Origin of the sequence: Bradyrhizobium sp. (assembly GCF_047605465.1) — a bacterium.
In the GTDB taxonomy this organism is placed as follows: Bacteria; Pseudomonadota; Alphaproteobacteria; order Rhizobiales; family Xanthobacteraceae; genus Bradyrhizobium.
Genome location: NZ_JASGFS010000069.1, coordinates 13,164 through 32,540, shown reverse-complemented (window position 1 = coordinate 32,540; position 19,377 = coordinate 13,164). Strand labels below are relative to the sequence as shown.

Annotated in this window: 18 protein-coding genes; 8 read left to right on the top strand and 10 right to left on the bottom strand. The window is 65.0% G+C overall.

The genetic code is table 11. The features are described 5' to 3' along the window. Both QM712_RS31310 and QM712_RS31305 read right to left on the bottom strand, forming a co-directional pair. The coding region (locus QM712_RS31310) for a biotin carboxylase N-terminal domain-containing protein (protein WP_415027015.1) at positions 1–739 on the bottom strand (739 nt) is incomplete at its 3' end. Between the two features lie 165 nt (positions 740–904). Beyond that, positions 905–1,984, bottom strand: coding sequence for a putative zinc-binding metallopeptidase (locus QM712_RS31305; protein ID WP_415027014.1), 1,080 nt, complete (start codon positions 1,982–1,984; stop codon positions 905–907). 220 nt (positions 1,985–2,204) lie between these two features. On the opposite strand from QM712_RS31305, the gene QM712_RS31300 reads away from it, so the two are divergent. The 4 genes from QM712_RS31300 (at position 2,205) to QM712_RS31285 (ending at position 7,970) form a co-directional block, all read left to right on the top strand. Next, positions 2,205–4,682: a PAS domain S-box protein gene (locus QM712_RS31300; protein ID WP_415027013.1), complete on the top strand. Its 2,478-nt coding sequence runs from the start codon at positions 2,205–2,207 to the stop codon at positions 4,680–4,682. Positions 4,683–4,883: 201 nt separating this feature from the next. Next, on the top strand, positions 4,884–5,324 hold the full coding sequence (locus tag QM712_RS31295; RefSeq protein ID WP_415027012.1) for an EamA family transporter: 441 nt from the start codon (positions 4,884–4,886) through the stop codon (positions 5,322–5,324). Between the two features lie 78 nt (positions 5,325–5,402). Next, on the top strand, positions 5,403–6,686 hold the full coding sequence (locus QM712_RS31290) for an MFS transporter (protein ID WP_415027011.1): 1,284 nt from the start codon (positions 5,403–5,405) through the stop codon (positions 6,684–6,686). A 24-nt stretch (positions 6,687–6,710) separates the two neighbouring features. Beyond that, positions 6,711–7,970 (top strand): arsenic transporter, encoded by a 1,260-nt coding sequence (locus tag QM712_RS31285; RefSeq protein ID WP_415027010.1) that lies wholly within the window; start codon positions 6,711–6,713, stop codon positions 7,968–7,970. A gap of 9 nt (positions 7,971–7,979) precedes the next feature. Here QM712_RS31285 and QM712_RS31280 read toward each other — a convergent pair whose 3' ends face one another. Beyond that, positions 7,980–9,344 (bottom strand): MFS transporter, encoded by a 1,365-nt coding sequence (locus QM712_RS31280; RefSeq protein WP_415027009.1) that lies wholly within the window; start codon positions 9,342–9,344, stop codon positions 7,980–7,982. 22 nt (positions 9,345–9,366) lie between these two features. After that, positions 9,367–10,134 (bottom strand): GntR family transcriptional regulator, encoded by a 768-nt coding sequence (locus tag QM712_RS31275; RefSeq protein ID WP_415027008.1) that lies wholly within the window; start codon positions 10,132–10,134, stop codon positions 9,367–9,369. 178 nt (positions 10,135–10,312) lie between these two features. Here QM712_RS31275 and QM712_RS31270 point away from each other — a divergent pair, with 178 nt between their 5' ends. The 3 genes from QM712_RS31270 to QM712_RS31260 are packed head-to-tail and all read left to right on the top strand — an operon-like array spanning position 10,313 to position 13,348. After that, positions 10,313–11,512, top strand: a complete 1,200-nt coding sequence (locus QM712_RS31270) for a mandelate racemase/muconate lactonizing enzyme family protein (RefSeq protein WP_415027007.1) — start codon at positions 10,313–10,315, stop codon at positions 11,510–11,512. 12 nt (positions 11,513–11,524) lie between these two features. After that, the gene (locus QM712_RS31265; RefSeq protein ID WP_415027006.1) at positions 11,525–12,292 is read left to right on the top strand and encodes an SDR family oxidoreductase; all 768 of its coding nucleotides are present in this window, start codon (positions 11,525–11,527) and stop codon (positions 12,290–12,292) included. 24 nt (positions 12,293–12,316) lie between these two features. After that, positions 12,317–13,348, top strand: a complete 1,032-nt coding sequence (locus tag QM712_RS31260) for an L-idonate 5-dehydrogenase (RefSeq protein ID WP_415027005.1) — start codon at positions 12,317–12,319, stop codon at positions 13,346–13,348. 111 nt (positions 13,349–13,459) lie between these two features. Here the strand turns inward: QM712_RS31260 and QM712_RS31255 are convergent, their stop codons facing one another. The 3 genes from QM712_RS31255 to QM712_RS31245 all read right to left on the bottom strand — a co-directional run bounded on the left by QM712_RS31255 (position 13,460) and on the right by QM712_RS31245 (position 15,527). Beyond that, the gene (locus tag QM712_RS31255; protein WP_415027019.1) at positions 13,460–14,302 is read right to left on the bottom strand and encodes a hypothetical protein; all 843 of its coding nucleotides are present in this window, start codon (positions 14,300–14,302) and stop codon (positions 13,460–13,462) included. A gap of 338 nt (positions 14,303–14,640) precedes the next feature. Further along, positions 14,641–15,132: an SRPBCC family protein gene (locus tag QM712_RS31250; protein WP_415027004.1), complete on the bottom strand. Its 492-nt coding sequence runs from the start codon at positions 15,130–15,132 to the stop codon at positions 14,641–14,643. Then, complete coding sequence (locus tag QM712_RS31245; RefSeq protein WP_415027018.1) at positions 15,132–15,527, bottom strand: metalloregulator ArsR/SmtB family transcription factor; 396 nt, start codon at positions 15,525–15,527, stop codon at positions 15,132–15,134. Before QM712_RS31245 ends, QM712_RS31250 begins: the two co-directional genes overlap by 1 nt. A 278-nt stretch (positions 15,528–15,805) precedes the next feature. On the opposite strand from QM712_RS31245, the gene QM712_RS31240 reads away from it, so the two are divergent. After that, positions 15,806–16,861, top strand: coding sequence for a serine hydrolase (locus tag QM712_RS31240; protein ID WP_415027017.1), 1,056 nt, complete (start codon positions 15,806–15,808; stop codon positions 16,859–16,861). Between the two features lie 67 nt (positions 16,862–16,928). Here the strand turns inward: QM712_RS31240 and QM712_RS31235 are convergent, their stop codons facing one another. From QM712_RS31235 to QM712_RS31225, 3 genes are all read right to left on the bottom strand, one after another. Then, entirely contained in the window at positions 16,929–17,753 is an 825-nt protein-coding gene (locus QM712_RS31235) for an outer membrane protein (RefSeq protein ID WP_415027003.1), read from the bottom strand. Positions 17,754–18,027: 274 nt separating this feature from the next. Continuing rightward, complete coding sequence (locus tag QM712_RS31230; RefSeq protein ID WP_415027002.1) at positions 18,028–18,732, bottom strand: SDR family oxidoreductase; 705 nt, start codon at positions 18,730–18,732, stop codon at positions 18,028–18,030. Positions 18,733–18,922: 190 nt separating this feature from the next. Beyond that, positions 18,923–19,369 (bottom strand): hypothetical protein, encoded by a 447-nt coding sequence (locus QM712_RS31225; RefSeq protein WP_415027001.1) that lies wholly within the window; start codon positions 19,367–19,369, stop codon positions 18,923–18,925. Positions 19,370–19,377: the final 8 nt, after the last annotated feature.

Genomic DNA, 19,377 nt, shown 5'->3' with positions numbered 1-19,377 from the left:
GCAGCGGCGACGGCGCTTCCTCGATGACCTTCTGGTTGCGGCGCTGGATCGAGCACTCGCGCTCGCCGAGATAGATCACGTTGCCGTGCTTGTCGCCCAGCACCTGGATCTCGATGTGGCGGGGATCGACGATGAATTTCTCGACGAAGACGCGGTCGTCGCCGAACGAGGCCTTTGCCTCCGCCTTGGCGAGGTTGAAGCCCTCCGACACCTCGGCCTTCGAATGCGCGATGCGCATGCCCTTGCCGCCGCCGCCGGCGGACGCCTTGATCATGACGGGATAGCCGATCTCGTCGGCGATCTTGACCGCGTGCTTGTCGTCCTCGATGACGCCGAGATGGCCGGGCACGGTCGAGACCTTGGCCTTCGCGGCGGCCTTCTTGGATTCGATCTTGTCGCCCATCGCGGCGATCGCGCCCGGGTTCGGGCCGATGAAGACGATGCCGGCGGCCTCCAGCGCGCGCGGAAACGCCTCGCGCTCGGACAGGAAGCCGTAGCCGGGGTGAACGGCCTCGGCGCCCGTCTTGCGGCAGGCCTCGACGATCTTCTCGATCACCAGATAGCTCTCGGCCGCGGCGGGCGGACCGATCAGCACGGCCTCGTCGGCCATCTCGACGTGGAGGGCGTCGCGGTCGGCCTCGGAATAGACCGCAACCGTCTGAATTCCCATGCGGCGAGCGGTCTTGATGACCCGGCAGGCGATTTCGCCGCGATTGGCGATCAGAATGCGTTTGAACATGCTTTTCTTGGGTCTCGACCTTGGGCGGGACCCTCCCCTGACCGTTGGGGCCTCGGGGCGGGCCGTGTGGCTCCCGTGGTACATCAAAATGGGCTGGAGGCAACGGTCTAAATCCGCGCTCCTGGCGTACCAGACCGGGCCCCGGACGCCCCGCACGGGCCTCGATTACGGCTGCGTCTGCCCCCCGGCGCTGGCGACATCCCGGACCAGGCCGTGAATGAAGCCCAGCTTCGCGACCACGGCGGGCGACAGGATGAAGGGATAGAGGTCGCGCATGCCCATGGCACGGTTGACGCTGTTCATGGCGAAGGTGAAGGGCAGCCATGCGTTGACGAGCGCCTCGACGTCCCTCGCCTCGTAAGGGTTGAAACGGATGCGCGCCGTCAACTCCCCGTCGCGGTCGACCTTGGGGCGCACCTCCATGCCGAACTCGGAGGCCATCTCCAAGGTGTCGACAATGTGGAGATAATGCGCCCAGGTCTCGGCGAAGTCCTCCCATGGGTGCATCGTGGCGTACCCCGAAACGTAGCTCTGCTGCCAGTCCGGTGGCGCGCCTTCGGCATAGTAGCGCTGCAGGGCCAGGCCATAATCGGCGGAATCGTCACCGAACACGGCGCGACATTGATCGAGACGGCCGCCGTCGCGGACCAGCACATCCCAGAAATAGTGCCCGACCTCATGGCGGAAATGCCCGAGCAGCGTGCGGTACGGCTCGCCCATTTCGAGCCGGCGGCGCTCGCGCTCGATATCGTCGGCCTCGGTGAGCGCGATCGTGATCAGCCCGTTGTCGTGGCCGGTCATGATGGTCTGCCCGCTGTTCGGATCGTCGGCAAGGAAATTGAAGGTCAGGCCGTGCGCGGCGTTTTCCTGTCGGGTCTGGAGCGGCAGCTTCCAGCGGATCAAGGAATAGAACAACCTGTGCTTGGCGACCTCCAGTTCGCGCCATCCGGCGAGTTGTGCCGGATCGGACAGGTCTGGCACCATGCCGTTGTGACGGCACGCGCGACAATAACCGTTGCCATCACTAGGGTCGGTCAACCAATTGCAGGCATCGTACTCGGCGTTGCGGCACAGCATCCGCGCTTCGCCCTTTTCAGCCAGCGTGGTCCAGGCCGCGCCGTCAGGCTCGAGCGCCGACATCGTCTCCTTCTCCGGCAGGAAAGCGACACGATGGCCGCAGCGCTCGCAGGCTCGGTTCTCGAAATAGAGGATGTTGCCGCAGAACTGGCAGACAAAGAGCTTCAAGATTGAGCCTCTTCGGAAAGCTGGCTTTACCAATGAAAGTCGGGACGTCCTCAACGACGCATCCGCTGGGGCATCGTTCCAGCGTTCGGAACAAATTGCCAGAGCCGACGTTGGCTGATCGGACTTCCGGCCTCAGCAAGGTCGCAGGCGTTTTCCCGTCAGCCTAATCGCTATGAGCAATGGCCAGCACGCTCCGTCTGTGTGAATATCGGTCCGGCACGTGCACTCCTGCATCACAACGGCCGATGCCTTGATCGAACCCTTGCCAGAGACCAGCGCCGCCGAAAGGCTGCGTCATCACCTCGAAGAAATCGCGCGCGAGCGCGACAACGCCTATCGCGCCCTGCAGGAGCGCGAAGCAGAGCTTGCGCGGATCCAGCGCATCGGCAAGGTCGGCGGCCTCGAGGTCGACTTTCGCGAAGGCTTCAGAAACCGCCGCTCACCGGAATATCTGATCATTCACGGCCTGCCGCCGGAAGCAGCGGAGGAATCGCACGAGGACTGGGTCAACCGCATCCACCCCGACGATCGCGCAGCCACCGTGAAGCATTTCCTCGAGACCCTGGCCGGGCCCAGCGAAGACTACACCGCGGAATACCGCATCGTGCGCCCCAAGGATGGCGCGACCCGCTGGATCCGTGTCGTCGCCAAGATCGAGCGCGGCAAAGACGGGCGCGCGGTCCGTCTGGTCGGAGCCCATATCGACATCACCGACCAGATGCTGGCCCGCGAGACGCTGCGCGAGAGCGAGGAGCGCTTTCGGCTCATCGCCGACAGTGCGCCGGTGCCCATCTGGGTGACCAAGCTCGACCGCAGGCGCTCCTTCGCCAACCAGGCCTATGTCGACTTCGTCGGCCTGCCCTACGAGGAGGCCATCGATTTCGACTGGCGCAAGATACTGCATCCGGACGACCTCCCGCACGTGCTGCAGCGATCGGTCCAGGGCGAGGCGTCGCTCAAGCCGTTCGTGCTGGAAGCGCGCTACAGGAATGCCGACGGCGAATGGCGCTGGCTGCGCTCGGAATCCCAGCCGCGCTGGGACCCGACCGGCAAGCATATCGGCTTCATCGGTGTCGCCCACGACATCACCGTCGCCAAGCAGGCTGAGATCGAGCTTCGGCGGCTCAACGAGACGCTGGAAGAGCGTATCGCCGAGCGCACCACCGAGCTCGAATCCAACGAGGCGCGGCTGCGCGCGATCCTCGAGACCAGCAATCAGTATCAGGGACTGGTCAACCTCGAGGGCCAGTTGCTCTACGCCAACAAGACCGCCCTCCACGGCATCAAGGCGGATTCGGCGGACGTCATCGGAAAGCCGCTTTGGGAGACGCCCTGGTTCACCGGCACCGCAGGGATGGGCGCCGTCGTGCGCGAGGCCTTCAACAACGTGCTGAAGGGCGAAGCGGTGCGGATGGAAATGCGCCTGCGTCTACCGATCGGCGAGCGCGACTTCGAATTCGGCATGCGGCCGGTGCTCGATCGCCACGGCCACATCACCGGCGCGGTGCCCGAGGCCGTGGACATCACGGAGCGCCGCCGCGGCGAGGAAGCGTTGCGGCAATCGCAGAAGATGGAAGCGATCGGCCAGCTCACGGGCGGCGTCGCACACGACTTCAATAACCTTCTCACCATCATCCGTTCGGCCACCGATTTCCTGCGCCGCCGCGAACTGCCGGAAGACCGGCGACGCCGCTACGTCGATGCCATCTCCGAGACCGTCGAGCGGGCGTCCAAGCTGACCGCCCAGCTATTGGCCTTCGCGCGCCGCCAACCGCTGAAGCCGCAGATCTTCAATGTCGGCAGCCAGGTCGAGGGCGTGGCGCAACTGGTCCGGCCGCTGGTCGGCGGCCGCATCGAGATCGCGGTCGAGATCCACGATGCCGACTGTTTCACGGTCGCGGACATCGCTCAGTTCGAGACTGCATTGATCAACCTCGCCATCAACGCCCGCGACGCCATGGACGACGAGGGCCGGCTTACCATCGCGGTGCGGAAGACCCAAGGCATTCCTAGCGTCCGCGCACAGTCGGCGCGCGGCGGCGACTATGTCGCGATTTCGGTCACCGACACCGGTAGCGGCATCGCACCGGAGCATCTCAACTCCATCTTCGAGCCGTTCTTCACCACCAAGGAGGTCGGCAAGGGCACCGGTCTCGGTCTGAGCCAGGCCTTCGGCTTCGCCAAGCAGTCCGAGGGCGACATCGCGGTGACCAGCCGGCTCGGCCAGGGCGCGACCTTCACGATCTACCTGCCGCAAGCGCAGAGCCCGGCCACGGAGAAGGAAGTTGCGGCTCTGACATCGGAGACCGCCGCCACCGGGCGCGGCTATCGCGTGCTCGTGGTCGAGGACAATGACGATGTCGGCCGTTTTTCGACCGAGCTGCTCGAAGACCTCGGCTATGTCGTCCGCCGCGCAGCCAATGCAAACGCGGCGCTGGCGATCCTCGGGGAGAACGAGTTCGCGGTCGATCTCGTGTTCTCCGACGTCATCATGCCCGGAATGAACGGCGTCGAACTCGCCGGCATCATCCGCGAGCGCTATCCGGGGCTGCCGGTGGTGCTCACCAGCGGCTACAGCAACGTGCTCGCCGAGAATGCCGATCGCGGTTTCGAGCTGATCCAGAAGCCGTATTCGGTGGAATCGCTGTCGCGCATCCTGCGCAAGGCGATCACGGAGAAGCTCTCGGGGGCGCGATGAGTATGTGCGACACCTTGCAGCCTCGTTCCGGCCATGGCCGCGCCTCATACCCCCACGGAGACGTTTGACACGGGATGGCCATTGGCATCTTCGCCAAACACCTTTTCGTGGTCAGGGGTCCCGGCCTTCGCCCGGACGACGGCGGAATGTTAGAAAACCTCCCCACATGACGACGATTGAAGCGCTCCGGATACTTCTCCCATGAAACCCGCCCTCTTCTCCGCCTGGCAGACCTGGGCGCTGTTGTCCGCGTGCTTTGCGGCGCTCACCGCGATCTTCGCCAAGGTCGGCGTCGAGAACATCAATCCGGACCTCGCCACCTTCATCCGCACCATCGTGGTGCTGCTGGCCTTCTCGGTGCTGCTGTTCTTTACCGGCCAATTCACGGTCCCGTCGGCGGTCTCGTCGCGAACATGGGTGTTCCTGGTGTTGTCGGGCCTTGCGACCGGCGCGTCCTGGCTGTGTTATTTCCGCGCGCTGAAGCTCGGGCCCGCCACGCTGGTCGCGCCGATCGACAAGCTCAGCGTCGTGCTGGTTGCGCTGTTCGCCTTCGTCTTTCTCGGCGAGCGCCCGACGACGCAGGGCTGGGTCGGCATCACCATGATCGGCGCAGGCGCAGTACTGCTCGCGGTGAAGTTCTGAAGCGGCCGGCCAGGCGCGGAACAAAGCCAATGTGACATCCGTTTCTGTCGGGGCGAGCGCGCCTCGATCGAGAAGCCGATGTCGAGCCAAGACCCCGATCAGGCCAAACAAGCCGGCCGCGCCCTGGATGCGGCCAACTTCTTTCTCGCCGACGTCCGCGATGGCCTCGGCCCCTATTTGGCCGTCTATCTCCTCACCGAGCAGCACTGGAACGAGGCTCGCATCGGCCTCGTGATGTCGATCGCGACGGTCGCCGGCATCGTGGCGCAGACGCCGGCCGGTGCCCTCGTCGACGCGACGCGGGCGAAACGGCTCATCATGGTTCTCGCTGCCATCCTGGTGACACTGTCGTCACTGGCGCTGCCGCTGTTTCCGAGCTTCCTGCCGGTTGCGATCTCCCAGGGCATCGCGCAGGCCGCCGCCGTCGTCTTTCCGCCTGCGATCGCGGCCGTCTCGCTCGGCATCTTCGGTCATGCCGCGTTCACACGGCGGATCGGCCGCAACGAGACCTTCAATCATGCCGGCAATGCGGTCGCGGCGGGCCTTGCCGGACTCAGCGCCTACTGGTTCGGGCCAACCGTCGTATTCTACCTTCTGGCCCTCATGGCGGTCGCGAGCCTCGCCAGCATCCTCGCGATCCCCGAACGCGCCATCGATCACGATCTGGCGCGTGGGCTGAACGACGCCAGCACGAACAGCCTGCAGGATCAACCGTCAGGCATCGGCGTGCTCCTGACCTGTCGCCCATTGCTCATCTTTGCGATCTGCGCGCTGCTCTTTCATCTCGCCAACGCGGCGATGCTGCCGCTCGTCGGCCAGAAACTCGCGCTTCAGGACAAGAACATGGGCACCAGCCTGATGTCGGCCTGCATCGTCGCCGCCCAGGTGGTGATGGTGCCGTTCGCGATGCTGGTCGGCGCCAAGGCCGACAGTTGGGGGCACAAGCGCTTCTTCCTCGCCGCCCTGGTGATCCTCCCGATCCGTGGAGCGCTCTATACGCTATCCGACAATCCATTCTGGCTGGTTGGGGTGCAGTTGCTCGACGGCGTCGGCGCCGGCATCTTCGGCGCGATCTTTCCCGTGATCGTCGCCGACCTCATGCGCAACACCGGCCGCTTCAACGTAGCGCAGGGCGCAGTCATCACCGCGCAGAGCATTGGCGCGGCCCTCTCGACCACGCTGGCGGGCATGGTGGTGGTCGGCGCCGGCTACGGCGCGGCATTCCTCACTTTGGGCGCGGTGGCCGCGATCGGCGTCGTCATCTGTCTTGTTGCCCTTCCCGAGACGCGGCAAATGGCTGACGGCCCTCGCCGAACCGGGGGGAAGACAGCGGCGCCGACATCCGTTATCGCTGCCAAATGACCAATCTCGCATCGAGGACCGAACGTGCCGACAGCGCCGCATGACGCCATCTGGGCCTGGGGCATCATCGCGGCCGCGACCGCAGGCGTCATCATCCGTCCCTTCCGCCTGCCCGAGGCGATCTGGGCCGTCATCGGCGCCGCAGCGCTGGTGCTGCCCGGCTTCCTGCCTTGGCAGGATGCGCTCATCGGCATCGAAAAAGGCGTCGACGTCTATCTTTTCCTGATCGGCATGATGCTGATCGCGGAACTCGCCCGGCTCGAAGGCCTGTTCGATTATCTCGCCGCGCTCGCGGTCGAATATGCGAACGGGTCGCCGCAGCGGCTGTTCCTGCTGATCTATCTCGTCGGCACGCTGGTGACGGTGCTGCTTTCCAACGACGCCACGGCGATCGTGCTGACGCCCGCCGTCTATGCGGCGACGCGTGCGGCCGGCGCCAAGCCGCTGCCTTATCTCTTCGTCTGCGCCTTCATCGCGAACGCCGCGAGCTTCGTGCTGCCGATATCGAATCCCGCCAACCTCGTCGTGTTCGGCGCGCGTATGCCGCCGCTCACGGAATGGCTAGGACTGTTCGCCCTGCCCTCATTGGCCTCGATCGTGCTCACCTATGCGGTGCTGCGCCTGACCCAGCACCGCGCGCTGAAGCAGGACACCATAGCGCGCAGCGTGCCGCATCCGACGCTCGGCCGCGGCGGCAAGCTGACGGCGGCGGGTATCGTCGCGATCGGAGTCGTCCTGGTCACGGCGTCCGCGCTCGACAAGTCCCTGGGCCTGCCGACCTTCATCTGCGGCACCGTCACGGCGGCGATCGTGCTGCTGCTCAGCCGCCAATCGCCGCTGCCCGTGCTGCGCGGCGTCTCCTGGAGCGTGCTGCCGCTGGTCGGCGGTCTCTTCGTGATGGTGGAAGCCCTGGTGAAGACCGGCGCGATCGGACAGCTCAGCGCGTTGCTGCAAGATGCGATCGCGCAATCGGTTCCCAAGGCCGCCTGGAGCGTCGGCATCGCGACCGCGATCGCCGACAACATCGCCAACAACCTGCCCGTCGGCCTTGTCGCGGGCTCGATCGCCGCCAGCGACCACCTGCCCGCCCCCGTGATGAGCGCGATCCTGATCGGCGTCGATCTCGGACCCAATCTGTCGGTGACGGGCTCGCTCGCGACCATCCTCTGGCTGGTCGCGCTGCGACGGGAGAAGATCGAGGTCGGCGCGTGGCCGTTCCTCAAGCTCGGCATCCTGGTGACGCCGCCTGCCCTGATCGCGGCGCTTGCCGCCGCGATCAGGTAGGTCAGATCCTCAGTCGTTCTCGTAGCCGTAGACTTCCGGCAGGATGAAGATCGCGGCGAGCAATCCGATCAGCGGGAAGATCGCGACGAACAGCGTGGCATTGGCCTGTCCGATCGCCGCGAACAGCGAGGGAAACAGGAAGATCGCCAGGAACGACGGCAGCTTCACGAACATGTAGGCGAAGCCGCTGGCGGTGCCGCGGTATTTCGGCTTGGCGACCATGGTCGGGATCGTCATGCAGTTCGACGCATCCCAATAATGGCCCCACAACATGGCCGCGGCCGCGAACGGCAGCAGGATCTTGTTGTCGGTGTAGAGCGCGAAGGCCGCGACCAGGAGCGAGGCCAGCACGATGCCGAAGCCGGCAATCGCGATGCCGCGGTGGCCGATCTTCGGAGTCAGGAGCGGCCCGACCCAGCCCGAAAGCGCAGCAAAGCAGAACAGCGCCATCGTCACGAGGTTGTTGCCGAGCACGCTGGACACGCCGACCATGACGAACAGCACCGGCAGATAGAACGCGAAGGTCGAGAACTCGCTGCCTTGCGCGAAACAGGCGATCCAGCCGTAGATCGTGGCGCGCCAGCGGATCGGGTCCTTCTTGAGGTCGGCGAGGAACGCACGGGTGCTGACCTTGGGCACCTCGACATCCTGGTCCGGCAGCATGTCGAGATTGTCGTTGAACATCTCCCGCGCGACCTGCTTGGCCTCGCGGTAGCGTCCCTTCTGCACCAGCCAGACCGCCGTCTCCGGCACGTCGTGACGCATGATCAGGATGATCAGGGCCGGCACTGCGCCGAGACCGAGGGTCACGCGCCAGAGCATCTCGTGCTGCATGTCGGTCAAGAGGAAGATCACGATGACGCCGATGGTCAGGACTTCACCGACCGCGAACATGAACTGCCAGCGATTGCCCATGACCTCGCGCTCACCCTTGGCCATGGATTCCATGATGTAGGTGTAGCCGGTCGAGATGTCCGAGCCGAGGGGAATGCCGAGCAGGAAGCGAATGACCACGAGCCAGGTCACGTTCGGCACGAAAGCCTGCGCCAGCGCCAAGATGATGAACATCACCATCGTGACCAGGAACATGACGCGGCGGCCGATCTTGTCGGAGAGCCAGCCGCCGAGCAACGCGCCGATCAGGGCGCCGCCCTGGGTGCCGGCCGCGGCAAGGCCGAGCATCAGCGGATCGGGGTTGTACTGCTCACGGATGAAGATCAGCACGAAGGCGATGGAATAGAGATCCCAGGCTTCGACCAGGATCGAGGCCATCATCAGCCAGCCGACCTTGTTGCCCTTGGGACTGTAGTTCGTGATGAGGTAGCGGACCGCCGCTTCGCTCGCGGTCGGTTGTGGCATCGCCATTGTCGACATTCTGGTTCCTCCTGAAAACTCGTTACGCGCCAAGTAGCGGCTCGATGCTGCAATCGAGCAGGCGCGGATCGATCCCCGACTCCATGCCCGTGAACATCGCGTCCATGTAATCGATCAGTGCATCGCTCGCCTTCACGGCGTCCTCGACACGGCGATTGGCGACCGCGCTGAGGATGGCGAGATGGTGATCGATCGTGCCCGACAGTTCGGCCTGCCCTGGCATGAAGCGGTGATGGATGTAACCGATGCGGCGATACAGCGTGTGCAGCGGCCGCAGCGTGTGCACCAGGAAGGGTTCGCCGGCAGCTTCCAGCACCAGCGCGTCGATGCGCCGGTCGATGCTGTTGAATTCGTCGAGGGTCAGGCTGGCGCGGCGCTCGCGCAGAAGCCGTTCGATGTGCAGCGCCTGATTGCGGTGCGAGAGGCTGGCCCGATCTGCCGCGAGACGGATCACGAAGCGTTCCATGTCGCGGCGCAGGCCCAGCAGCATGCGTTCGCGCGCCAGATCGATCGGCGCGATGTGCAGGCCGTGGCGCGGCCGGATGATGATGAGCGTGTCGGCGGAAAGACGATTGACGGCGTGGTGCACCGGCGTACGGCCGAAGCCGGTAATGTGCTGCAACTCGAGCATGGTCATGAACTGGCCGGGCTTGAGCTCGCAATGGACGAGGAGTTCCTCGATCCTCTGATAGGCGAGTTCGAAGAAATTGAGCCGGTTACGCCGGCTGGGCCTGCCCTCGCCGTCGTCCTCGTTTCTCACCACCTCGAGCGCGCGCTTGCGCCGTGCCATGCATTCCTCCCGTCGGCCCTGCGCGCGTCGCAGGGCGGCGTCTTATTTGTGCCACCCTTAAAACATGTTGTGATATATTACAAGCAGGCGTAAGACGACGACCGCCTGCCGCAGCATGCGGCAGTGCGAAACGACAACAACACGGGCGCAACGCGCCCCGGATGGGAGGATTGCTGCCGTGAAGATCACGTCGATCGAGACCCTGCGCACCGAGGAATTCTCCAACGTCATCTGGGTGCGCGTTCACACCGACACGGGTCTGATCGGTCTTGGCGAAACCTTCTACGGCGCGGGCGCGGTCGAAGCACAGATCCACGACACCTTTGCCGGTCGCCTGCTCGGCCGCAATCCGCTGCACATCGAGGCGATCCATCGCGACATGCTGAACCTGCCGATGGCGCAGTCCTCCACCGGCGTCGAATATCGCGCCGCCTCCGCGATCGACATCGCGCTGTGGGACCTGTTCGGCAAGGTCTGCGGTCAGCCGGTGCACCAGATGCTGGGCGGTCTCTGCCGCGACAAGCAGCGCATCTACAACACCTGCGCCGGCACGCAATATGTCCGCTCGACCAACATCAGCCCGGTGTCGAACTGGAATCTCGGAGCCTCCAAGGGCCCCTACGAGGATCTCGACGGCTTCATGAACCGCGCCGACGCGCTGGCGGAAAGCCTGCTGGAAAGCGGCATCTCGGCGATGAAGATCTGGCCGTTCGATCCCGCGGCGCAGGAGAACAAGGGTCTCTACATCACCGCCGCGCAGATGAAGCAGGCGATCGAGCCCTTCGAGAAGATCCGCAAGGCGGTCGGCGACAGGATGGAGATCATGGTCGAGCTCCATTCGCTGTGGAACCTGCCGACAGCCAAGCAGATCGCGCGCGCGCTCGAACCGTACAAGCCGACCTGGTACGAAGACCCGATCCGCATGAACTCGCCGCAGGCGCTGGCCGAATATGCCCGCTCGACCGACGTCTGGGTCTGCGCCAGCGAGACACTCGGCTCGCGCTTCCCCTACAAGGACATGCTCGACCGCGACGCCATGCACGTGGTGATGGCGGACCTGTGCTGGACTGGCGGCCTCACCGAGGGCCGCAAGATCGCGGCGATGGCCGAGACCTATCACCGGCCTTTCGCACCGCACGATTGCATCGGCCCGATCGGCTTCATCGCGGCCATCCACATGTCGTTCAGCCAGCCGAACACGCTGATCCAGGAATCCGTGCGCGCCTTCTACAAGGGCTGGTACAATGAGCTCGTCACCACGATGCCGGTCATCAAGGACGGCTACGTCTTCCCGATGGAAGGCCCCGGCCTCGGCGTCGATCTCCTGCCCGCTGTGTTCGACCGCAGCGATCTCATCGTGCGCCGCTCCAACGTCTGAGGATTTCTTGAGATGAGCACCGCCCTCTTCGATCTCTCCGGTCGCACTGCGCTCGTGACCGGCTCCTCCCGCGGCCTCGGACGGGCCATTGCCGAGGGCATGGCGAGAGCCGGCGCCAAGATCATCGTCAATGGCGTCGATCCCAAACGCGTCGAGCAGGCCGTTGCCGAGTTTCGCGCCGCCGGACATCAGGCGGAGGGCGCGGCTTTCAACGTCACCGATGAGCCGGCGATCCTCGCCGCGTTCGAGGATTTCGACAAGAAGGGCATCGCGGTCGACATCGTCGTCAACAATGCCGGCATTCAGCAGCGCAAGCCACTGGTGGAGTTCACCACCGACGAGTGGCGAAAGGTGATCGAGACCAATCTTACGAGCGCATTCGTGATCGGCCGCGAGGCGGCCAAGCGCATGATCCCGCGCAAGCACGGCAAGATCATCAACATCGGCTCGCTCGGCAGCGAGCTCGCGCGCCCCACCATCGCCCCCTACACCGCGGCCAAGGGCGGGATCAAGAACCTCACGCGCTCGATGGCGGTGGAATGGGCCCAGCATGGCATCCAGGCCAACGCCATCGGTCCCGGCTACATGCTGACCGACATGAACGAGGCGCTGGTCAACAACACTGACTTCAACAACTGGCTGATGGGCCGCATCCCTTCCAAGCGCTGGGGCAAGCCGGACGAACTCGTGGGCGCAGCGATCTTCCTCGCCTCCGACGCCTCGACCTATGTCAACGGCCAGATCATTTACGTCGATGGCGGCATGATCGCCGCGATGTAATCGCGAAACTCAGGGAGCAAGCCCATGCGCGCCGTCGTCATCCATGCGCCGAAGGATCTGCGGATCGACAGCTATCCCGACACTGCGCCCGGCCCGGGCGAAGTCCGCGTCAAGATCGCCAATGGCGGCATCTGCGGCTCCGACCTGCACTATTACCATCACGGCGGCTTCGGCGTCGTGCGCATCCAGCAACCGATGGCGCTGGGGCACGAGATCGCGGGCGTCGTGGCCGCGGTCGGCGACGGCGTCACCAGCGTGAGGCCCGGAACGCGCGTCGCGGTCAATCCCAGCCGGCCGTGCGGCCAGTGTCTGCATTGCCAGGAAGGCATGCGCAACCAGTGCCTCGACATGCGCTTCCTCGGCAGTGCGATGCGCTTTCCGCACGTGCAGGGCGGCTTTCGCGAATTCCTGACGGTCGATGCCACACAGGCCGTGCCGATCGCGGACAAGCTGTCGCTGGCGGAGGCTGCGGTCGCCGAGCCGCTCGCGGTGTGCCTGCATGCCGGCAAGCAGGCGGGCCCTCTGCTCGGCAGGCGCGTCCTGATCACCGGCTGCGGGCCGATCGGCGCTCTGATGATCCTGGTCTCGCGTTTCGGCGGCGCGTCGGAGATCGTCGTGACCGACGTCGCCGATGCCCCCCTCGCGGTTGCCAGGAAGCTCGGAGCCACGCACGCCATCAACGTCGCAACCAATGCCACCGCGCTGGATCCCTGGCGCACGGGCAAGGGCGTCTTCGACACGCTGTTCGAGGCCTCCGGCAACCAGGCTGCGCTGCGGACCGCGCTCGACGTGCTGCGGCCCGGCGCAACCCTCGTTCAACTCGGCCTCGGCGGCGAGATGACGCTGCCGATCAACACGATCGTCGCCAAGGAATTGCAGCTTCGCGGCACCTTCCGCTTCGATCCCGAGTTCGAACTCGCCGTGCGGCTGATGGGCGAAGGCCTGATCGACGTCAAGCCGTTGATCACGGCGACGATGCCGTTCGAAAACGCAGTCGCGGCTTTCGAACTCGCCAGCGACCGCTCCCAGTCGATGAAGGTGCAGTTGACGTTCTGACCCGCGACGGTTTCGCGCCATCAGGCGCGAGGCCCCCCGTGTCGCCAATCGGCCTGCCGACAAGGTCGGCGTATCAGCCAACCAGTAAATGCGATTGGGCGGGATGGCCCGTCAGGCCAGGTAGCGCGTCAGATAGCCTTCCATCGCGTAGAGTGCGCAGAGCGCAAGGCTCGACCAGACGGCGGCGCTGAAATACAGGAACATCCAGGTCAGCTCGCCTTTCCAGTGCGCGATGTCGTGGGTGACAACCCATCGCGTCGACACGTCATGCAGGCCCTCGAGGAAGCCGAGGAACCTGTTGCCGTCGGCATGCCCTGCCCGCCAGCGGCTGAGATACATCGGCACGTCGACGGTGACGAGGAAGGCGAGGAAGCAGGCGATGCCGACGATGCCGGCGATCAGCGCCCAGCGCACCGGTCCCTGGAATTCAGGCATCAAGCGGCACAGCGCGATCCCCGCAAGGAAGAAGGTCACGGCCCAGAGCGAGTTCTCGATGGCGTTGTAGAGGAAGTTGGTCGTCACCACCGCGTACCAGGAGAAGCACTCCGCGATGATGATGATGGGCACGATCACGAGCGCGATGTTCACGGCGGTTTCCGCCCCCGCCATCAGGCCGAGCTGATGCAGGATGATCGCCCATTGCGCGGCGAAGCAGACCTCGGCCACGGTCGCGACGGTGCGGCCGACGAAGACGCTCGACAGCCAGGTGTCGAACAGACAGATGCACTGCACATCGGCCCGGGGCAACACCGAGCGAAACGCGCAGCCGAACACATAGGCCGCGCAAAGCAGGAACATCAGGCCGATATCCGAGCCGCCGCCGACACTGCCGGCGACCGTCGGATAAAACTCGCGGTACAGCATGAACCAGACGAGGATGTTGGCAGCACTGACCAGCGTCAGAGAGCCCCACCACCACGCGAGGGGATTTGACCGTGCCTGCCACTGCAACATGAAACGCTCCGCTGTAGTCAATATGACATCCAACGGTAGCAATTCTGTCATAATAAGGTCAGCGCTCGCGACAAAAATCTGCGTGACGGGACTGTCATAATTCGGGGAGGAGCCGGCCCACCGCTGGTCCCCCGCCGAGTCCAGCCGCCGTCTTGTGCCACCAACGGCAAGGCTGGTGGCTTCCATGGTTCGTTCCCGCTCCCGGAAACTCAGCCGACCCGAGCGCACCAAAAACCACCGAGACGCTCGCGCCTCGGCGGCTTGATGCCGGCATCGGCGCGGCAATGTCCTCGCTCCGGGCCGATGCGCCGCATCGCCCGGAAACGATTTCCGTGTTCCTACCTCTTCATTGCCGCGCAATACGCCGCCAGCTTGTCCAGCGTCTGGTAGCCGTATTCGACCGCGCCGAAGCCGATCATGCCGTCGCGCTGCTCGGTGCTCGCGGCGAGTTGCCGCATCATCAGAACCGTCTTGCCGTTGCTCTGCTCGGCAAATGTGACGGTGAAGCGGAACATGCCGGGATCATCGTCGTGGTCGACGCCATGGTCCATCTCCATGAGCTTTGGCCGCTCGATGCGGCGAAAGCGCATGCGGTTCGGATAGACGGTGCCATCCGGGCCGATCATGTTGAAGCGCCAGACGCCGCCGACCCGCACGTCGATCTCGAAGGTCTCGATCGTAAAGCCTTTCGGCCCGAACCATTGCGGCAGGTGTTTCGGGTCGGACCACGCCTCGAACACCAGGTCGCGTGGCGCGTCGATCACGCGTGACATCACGATCTCGCGGTCGAGCGACCATTGCGACAGAGCGGGGTTGGCAGAATTCGTCATCACTCGGAACCTTTCCGTCTGGTTGTTCGGGACGGTCGCTTGGCGGCCGCCCTCTCCTTCTCTCTCTCTCTCTTCAGCTTCGTCACGTAGGCCTCGAACCGGTCGAGCCGCGCCTCCCAGATCGCGCGCTGCTGCTGGAACCAGTCTTCGGCGCCGACGAGCGCATCGGGGCTGAGTCGGCAGGTGCGCACCCGCCCGGATTTCTCCGACTGGACCAGCCCGCTCGTCTCGAGCACCTGGATGTGTTTCATGAAGCTCGGCAGCGCCATGTCGAAGGGATCGGCAAGCTCGCCGACCGACGCTTCGCCGGCGCAAAGCCGCATGACGATCGCCCGCCGCGTGGGATCGGCAAGGGCTGAAAAGACCTGGTCGAGCTGAGATAATTGGTTAGCCATAAAGCTAACTATACGTCGATCGCCGCTCAGCGTCAACAATTGTTAGCTCACAGGCTAAGTAATTTGGGAGCGATGGAACCAGCTGCGCGCGATCGTGAATTGGGAAGCCTTGCTGCACCTGTTAAGAGGTGACTCGGGGGCCATCACATCGTTCGTCAGAGCTCGTGCCGCCCGTTGCCATCCCGCCACACGTCACCCGCCGAACGCTCGCCCGGGCCGCCCTCATTCCGCTGGCGATCGCCTTTGTGCGGCCGCGCCGCGCGTTGGCCGATTCCGACATGATCGCGCAGATGCGCGACATCGTTGCCGCTGCGCTGGCACCGACCGCGAAGCCGGACCATCCGGGAGGGGTTGCCGCCGCGCTCTATGCCGGCCGCCACGTCGAATTCTTCAATTACGGCTTTGCCGACGACGCCACGCGAAGACCAGTGACCTCCGATACGCTGTTCAACCTTGCCTCGTTGCGAAAGCCGTTCGAAGCGACGCTGGTGGCGCTCGGCACGTTGCGGGGCGAATTGCGGCTCGACGACCGTATCTCGAAATACCTGCCCGAGCTCACGGGCGACTACATCCGCCGCGTCTCGGTCGGCGAACTCGCCACCCACACGTCGGGGCTGCTGCTGCCGACCGACCATCCGCCCTGGCCGAACGACTCGTTCACGCGAGACCAATTCATCGCCATGCTCAACGTCTGGACGCCACCTGCGGCCATCGCGCCCGGCAGGCAGCGCATCTATACCCACGCCGGCTATGTGCTGCTTCAGCTCGTGCTCGAGCGTCGCTACGACAGCCAGATCCAGGAGTTGATCGAAAGTCGCATCCTCAAGCCGCTCGGCATGAGCGCGACATGCATCCCGCAGCGCGGCGCCGACAATCGCGCCATCATGGACGATGCGTGGCTGCAGCGCACCGTGCAGGGCTATTCCGACCAGGGCACTGCGATCGGACCGCCCGGCGAGCAGCAGAGCTATTTCGATTTCGCCGGCACCGGCCAGATGTTCTCCTCCACGCGGGATCTTGCGACCTTCATGGCCGCCTCTCTCGATGGCCGCTCGATCGATCCGCATCTGCGCGAGGCCTTGCGGATGACGCAGCACGAGGTCTTCCGCGCCGACGAGAAGTTCGGGCAAGCGATGGCCTGGGAAACCGTGCATCTTCCCGGCGTCACGGTCGTCGACAAGCCGGGCGGCCTCAACAACGCGTCCGGCTATATCGGCCTGGTGCCGGCACGACGCATCGGCATCGTCATGCTGGCCAATCGCGGCGACTATCCGCACGAGATCGCCCGTTACAGCATCCTGCCGGCCCTGGCGCATCTCGTGGCATCGCACTGAACTCCCCGGACAGGGAAAGCCACGGCATGGCCGGGGCTTTCGCGCCAGGATCGGAACGGGATGGAGCTCAGTACCTGGCGGCGACCGGTCCGCCGAACTTGTAGTTCAGGCCGACGCGTACGATGTTCGACGTGAGGTCGAACGAGTGGGTGAAGGTCTGGGTCGGCCGAGCGATCCCGGTGAACAGATTGTTGCTGGTCATGCTGACGCGACCGAGGTCCACGTAGAGGTATTCGGCCTTCAGCGACCAGCCGTTGCCGACGGCATATTCGCCGCCGACGCCTGCGGTCCAGCCGACGCGGGTGTCGCGGATCGATCCGGACTCGGTTGCGGCCGCGAAGGTATCGGTGAAGGTGAAGTCGCCCTTTACGTCGGCGATCGCCGCGCCGCCGGTGGCGTAGATCAGCCAGCTCGGAGTTGCGAGGAAACCGATGCGGCCGCGGATCGTGGCGAGCCAGTCGGCAGAGATCTGCGAGTTGACGGTAAAGCTGGTTGGCGCGCAGCAGGGATAGAGTGCAGAGCCCGACGCGCTGCCCTTGAAGCCGAAATAGTTGATGTCGCCTTCGAGGCCGAGGACGGCGTTGCCGACCTGCCAATTGTAGCCGGCGGTCAAGCCGCCCGTCACGCTGGAGCTGTTGATGTGCTGCGCACCGACCGTCGCGATGGCGGACACGCTCGAATCCGCGAAATAGCTCGCGACCGGAAACTGGGTCGTGGTGGTCGGATCACTGCTACCCCACTGCCCGCCGACATTGCCGCCGACATAGAAGCCGGTCCAGTTGTAAGCGGCCGCCATCACGGGCGCCTTGGTGTAGTGCGGCGCGAGGTCCGCCGCGAAGGCGGACGCGGTACCGAAGACAACCGATGCGACCGCCAGCAAAAACTTCTTCATTCCAGTCTCCTTGCCCCACGCGATCGAGGCTCGCGTTTCGAATGCGCGCGGCGCGAACGCGTCCGGCGCAGATCGGGCATAGGCTGACGGCCGCGAAGCGTCTTGGGCTGCGGCGAAGTTCATAGGGACTGTGACGCAACACGCGCGCGGCCTCGCACGAACAGCGGACCGGTGTGGTCAGAGGGCCACAACTCATCGTTCATCGGCGACGCGCGATGCAGAGTCATGTCGCGCCACAACAAGGCGGCAACGACGCGACTCGCGTTGGCCCGCTTCAGACCGAGCGCATCAGCCCGCCGTCGACGCGGATGTTCTGGCCGGTGATGTAGGCGGCGCCGTCGGAGGCCAGGAATGCGACCGTCGCCGCGATCTCCTCGACCTTGCCGTAACGCTTCATCGGCACGCTGTCGCGGCGCGCATCGGTCTGCGGCAGGCTGTCGATCCAGCCGGGCAGCACGTTGTTCATGCGGATGTTGTCCGCCCCATGCGTGTCGGTGAAGATCTTCGTGAAGGCGGCGAGCCCGGCGCGAAACACCGCCGACGTCGGAAACATCGCGCTCGGCTCGAATGCCCAGGCGGTGGAGATGTTGATGATGGCGCCGGCCTTCTGCGCCTGCATGATCGGCGTCACCAGCCGGGTCGGACGGATCACGTTCAGCAGATAGGTATCGAGACCGGCGTGCCACTGCTCGTCGGTGATCTCCGTGATGGCCGCGCGCGGGCCGTGGCCGGCGCTGTTGACGAGCACGTCGATGTGGCCCCACTTTTCCAGCGCACCATCGACGAGGCGCTTCAGATCGTCACTGGACTTGTTCGAGCCGGTGACGCCGAAGCCGCCAAGCTCGGTCGCCAGCGCTTCGCCCTTGCCGGAGGACGACAGGATCGCGACGCGAAAGCCATCGGCCGCAAGCCGCCGCGCAGCCCCTGCCCCCATGCCGCTGCCGCCGGCAGTAACGAGTGCGACCTTATCTGCTGCCATGATCGATCTTTCCTTGTGACGCCGCCGAAGCGAGCCGGAGGCCGGCTCGCCTGTAGCCGGATTCTGTACCGCCGGACTTCTACAGCCGGACGCGCCGGCAGGTCCACAGCGGAAGAGATCGGTCTGCAGCGGCGTACACAGCGCGCGCAAGCCGGGCGCGTAGCCCGACTTCGCCGAAAACAAGCGCCGATCAGTAGCAGCGCATGATGTTGACGGTGTGGTCGGCACCATTGCGGCCGGGCACCGTCACCTGCTCCGTCGGACAGCTCGGCACGTAGGGTCTGTCGGACGGCACGACGTTGGGCGGGAAGCGATGCGTCCAGTCCCAGGGAACGTCGTAGGTGTAGGTGTAACGCACGTCGTTGGAGAGCGGCTGGCCGGCATCGACGAACGGCTGGCTGTAGGTGGCGCCATCGTAGAAGAAGCCGCCGCCGCCCGGCCAATAGACCCACGGATTGTTGCGGCCACGGAACCGGGCACCCGGCCCGATCGGCGGACGCGCTGCGGCCGCAGGCGGCGCCGCGGTCAGGCCGTGTGCGGTCGCGCCGCCGGGTCGCGCGAAACTGTCATTGGAAGCGAGGAGCAGCGCGGCTGCACTGAGCGAGGCGAGCAACGCCCCCTGAGATTTGGACATCATGATACGCA

Coding starts and splice junctions, on each gene's coding strand:
- QM712_RS31245 (WP_415027018.1), bottom strand. CDS start 15,527: ATGGCTAACCAATTATCTCAGCTCGACCAGGTCTTTTCAGCCCTTGCC.
- QM712_RS31295 (WP_415027012.1), top strand. CDS start 4,884: ATGAAACCCGCCCTCTTCTCCGCCTGGCAGACCTGGGCGCTGTTGTCC.
- QM712_RS31275 (WP_415027008.1), bottom strand. CDS start 10,134: ATGGCACGGCGCAAGCGCGCGCTCGAGGTGGTGAGAAACGAGGACGAC.
- QM712_RS31225 (WP_415027001.1), bottom strand. CDS start 19,369: ATGATGTCCAAATCTCAGGGGGCGTTGCTCGCCTCGCTCAGTGCAGCC.
- QM712_RS31255 (WP_415027019.1), bottom strand. CDS start 14,302: ATGTTGCAGTGGCAGGCACGGTCAAATCCCCTCGCGTGGTGGTGGGGC.
- QM712_RS31290 (WP_415027011.1), top strand. CDS start 5,403: ATGTCGAGCCAAGACCCCGATCAGGCCAAACAAGCCGGCCGCGCCCTG.
- QM712_RS31260 (WP_415027005.1), top strand. CDS start 12,317: ATGCGCGCCGTCGTCATCCATGCGCCGAAGGATCTGCGGATCGACAGC.
- QM712_RS31250 (WP_415027004.1), bottom strand. CDS start 15,132: ATGACGAATTCTGCCAACCCCGCTCTGTCGCAATGGTCGCTCGACCGC.
- QM712_RS31240 (WP_415027017.1), top strand. CDS start 15,806: ATGATCGCGCAGATGCGCGACATCGTTGCCGCTGCGCTGGCACCGACC.
- QM712_RS31230 (WP_415027002.1), bottom strand. CDS start 18,732: ATGGCAGCAGATAAGGTCGCACTCGTTACTGCCGGCGGCAGCGGCATG.
- QM712_RS31235 (WP_415027003.1), bottom strand. CDS start 17,753: ATGAAGAAGTTTTTGCTGGCGGTCGCATCGGTTGTCTTCGGTACCGCG.
- QM712_RS31280 (WP_415027009.1), bottom strand. CDS start 9,344: ATGTCGACAATGGCGATGCCACAACCGACCGCGAGCGAAGCGGCGGTC.
- QM712_RS31265 (WP_415027006.1), top strand. CDS start 11,525: ATGAGCACCGCCCTCTTCGATCTCTCCGGTCGCACTGCGCTCGTGACC.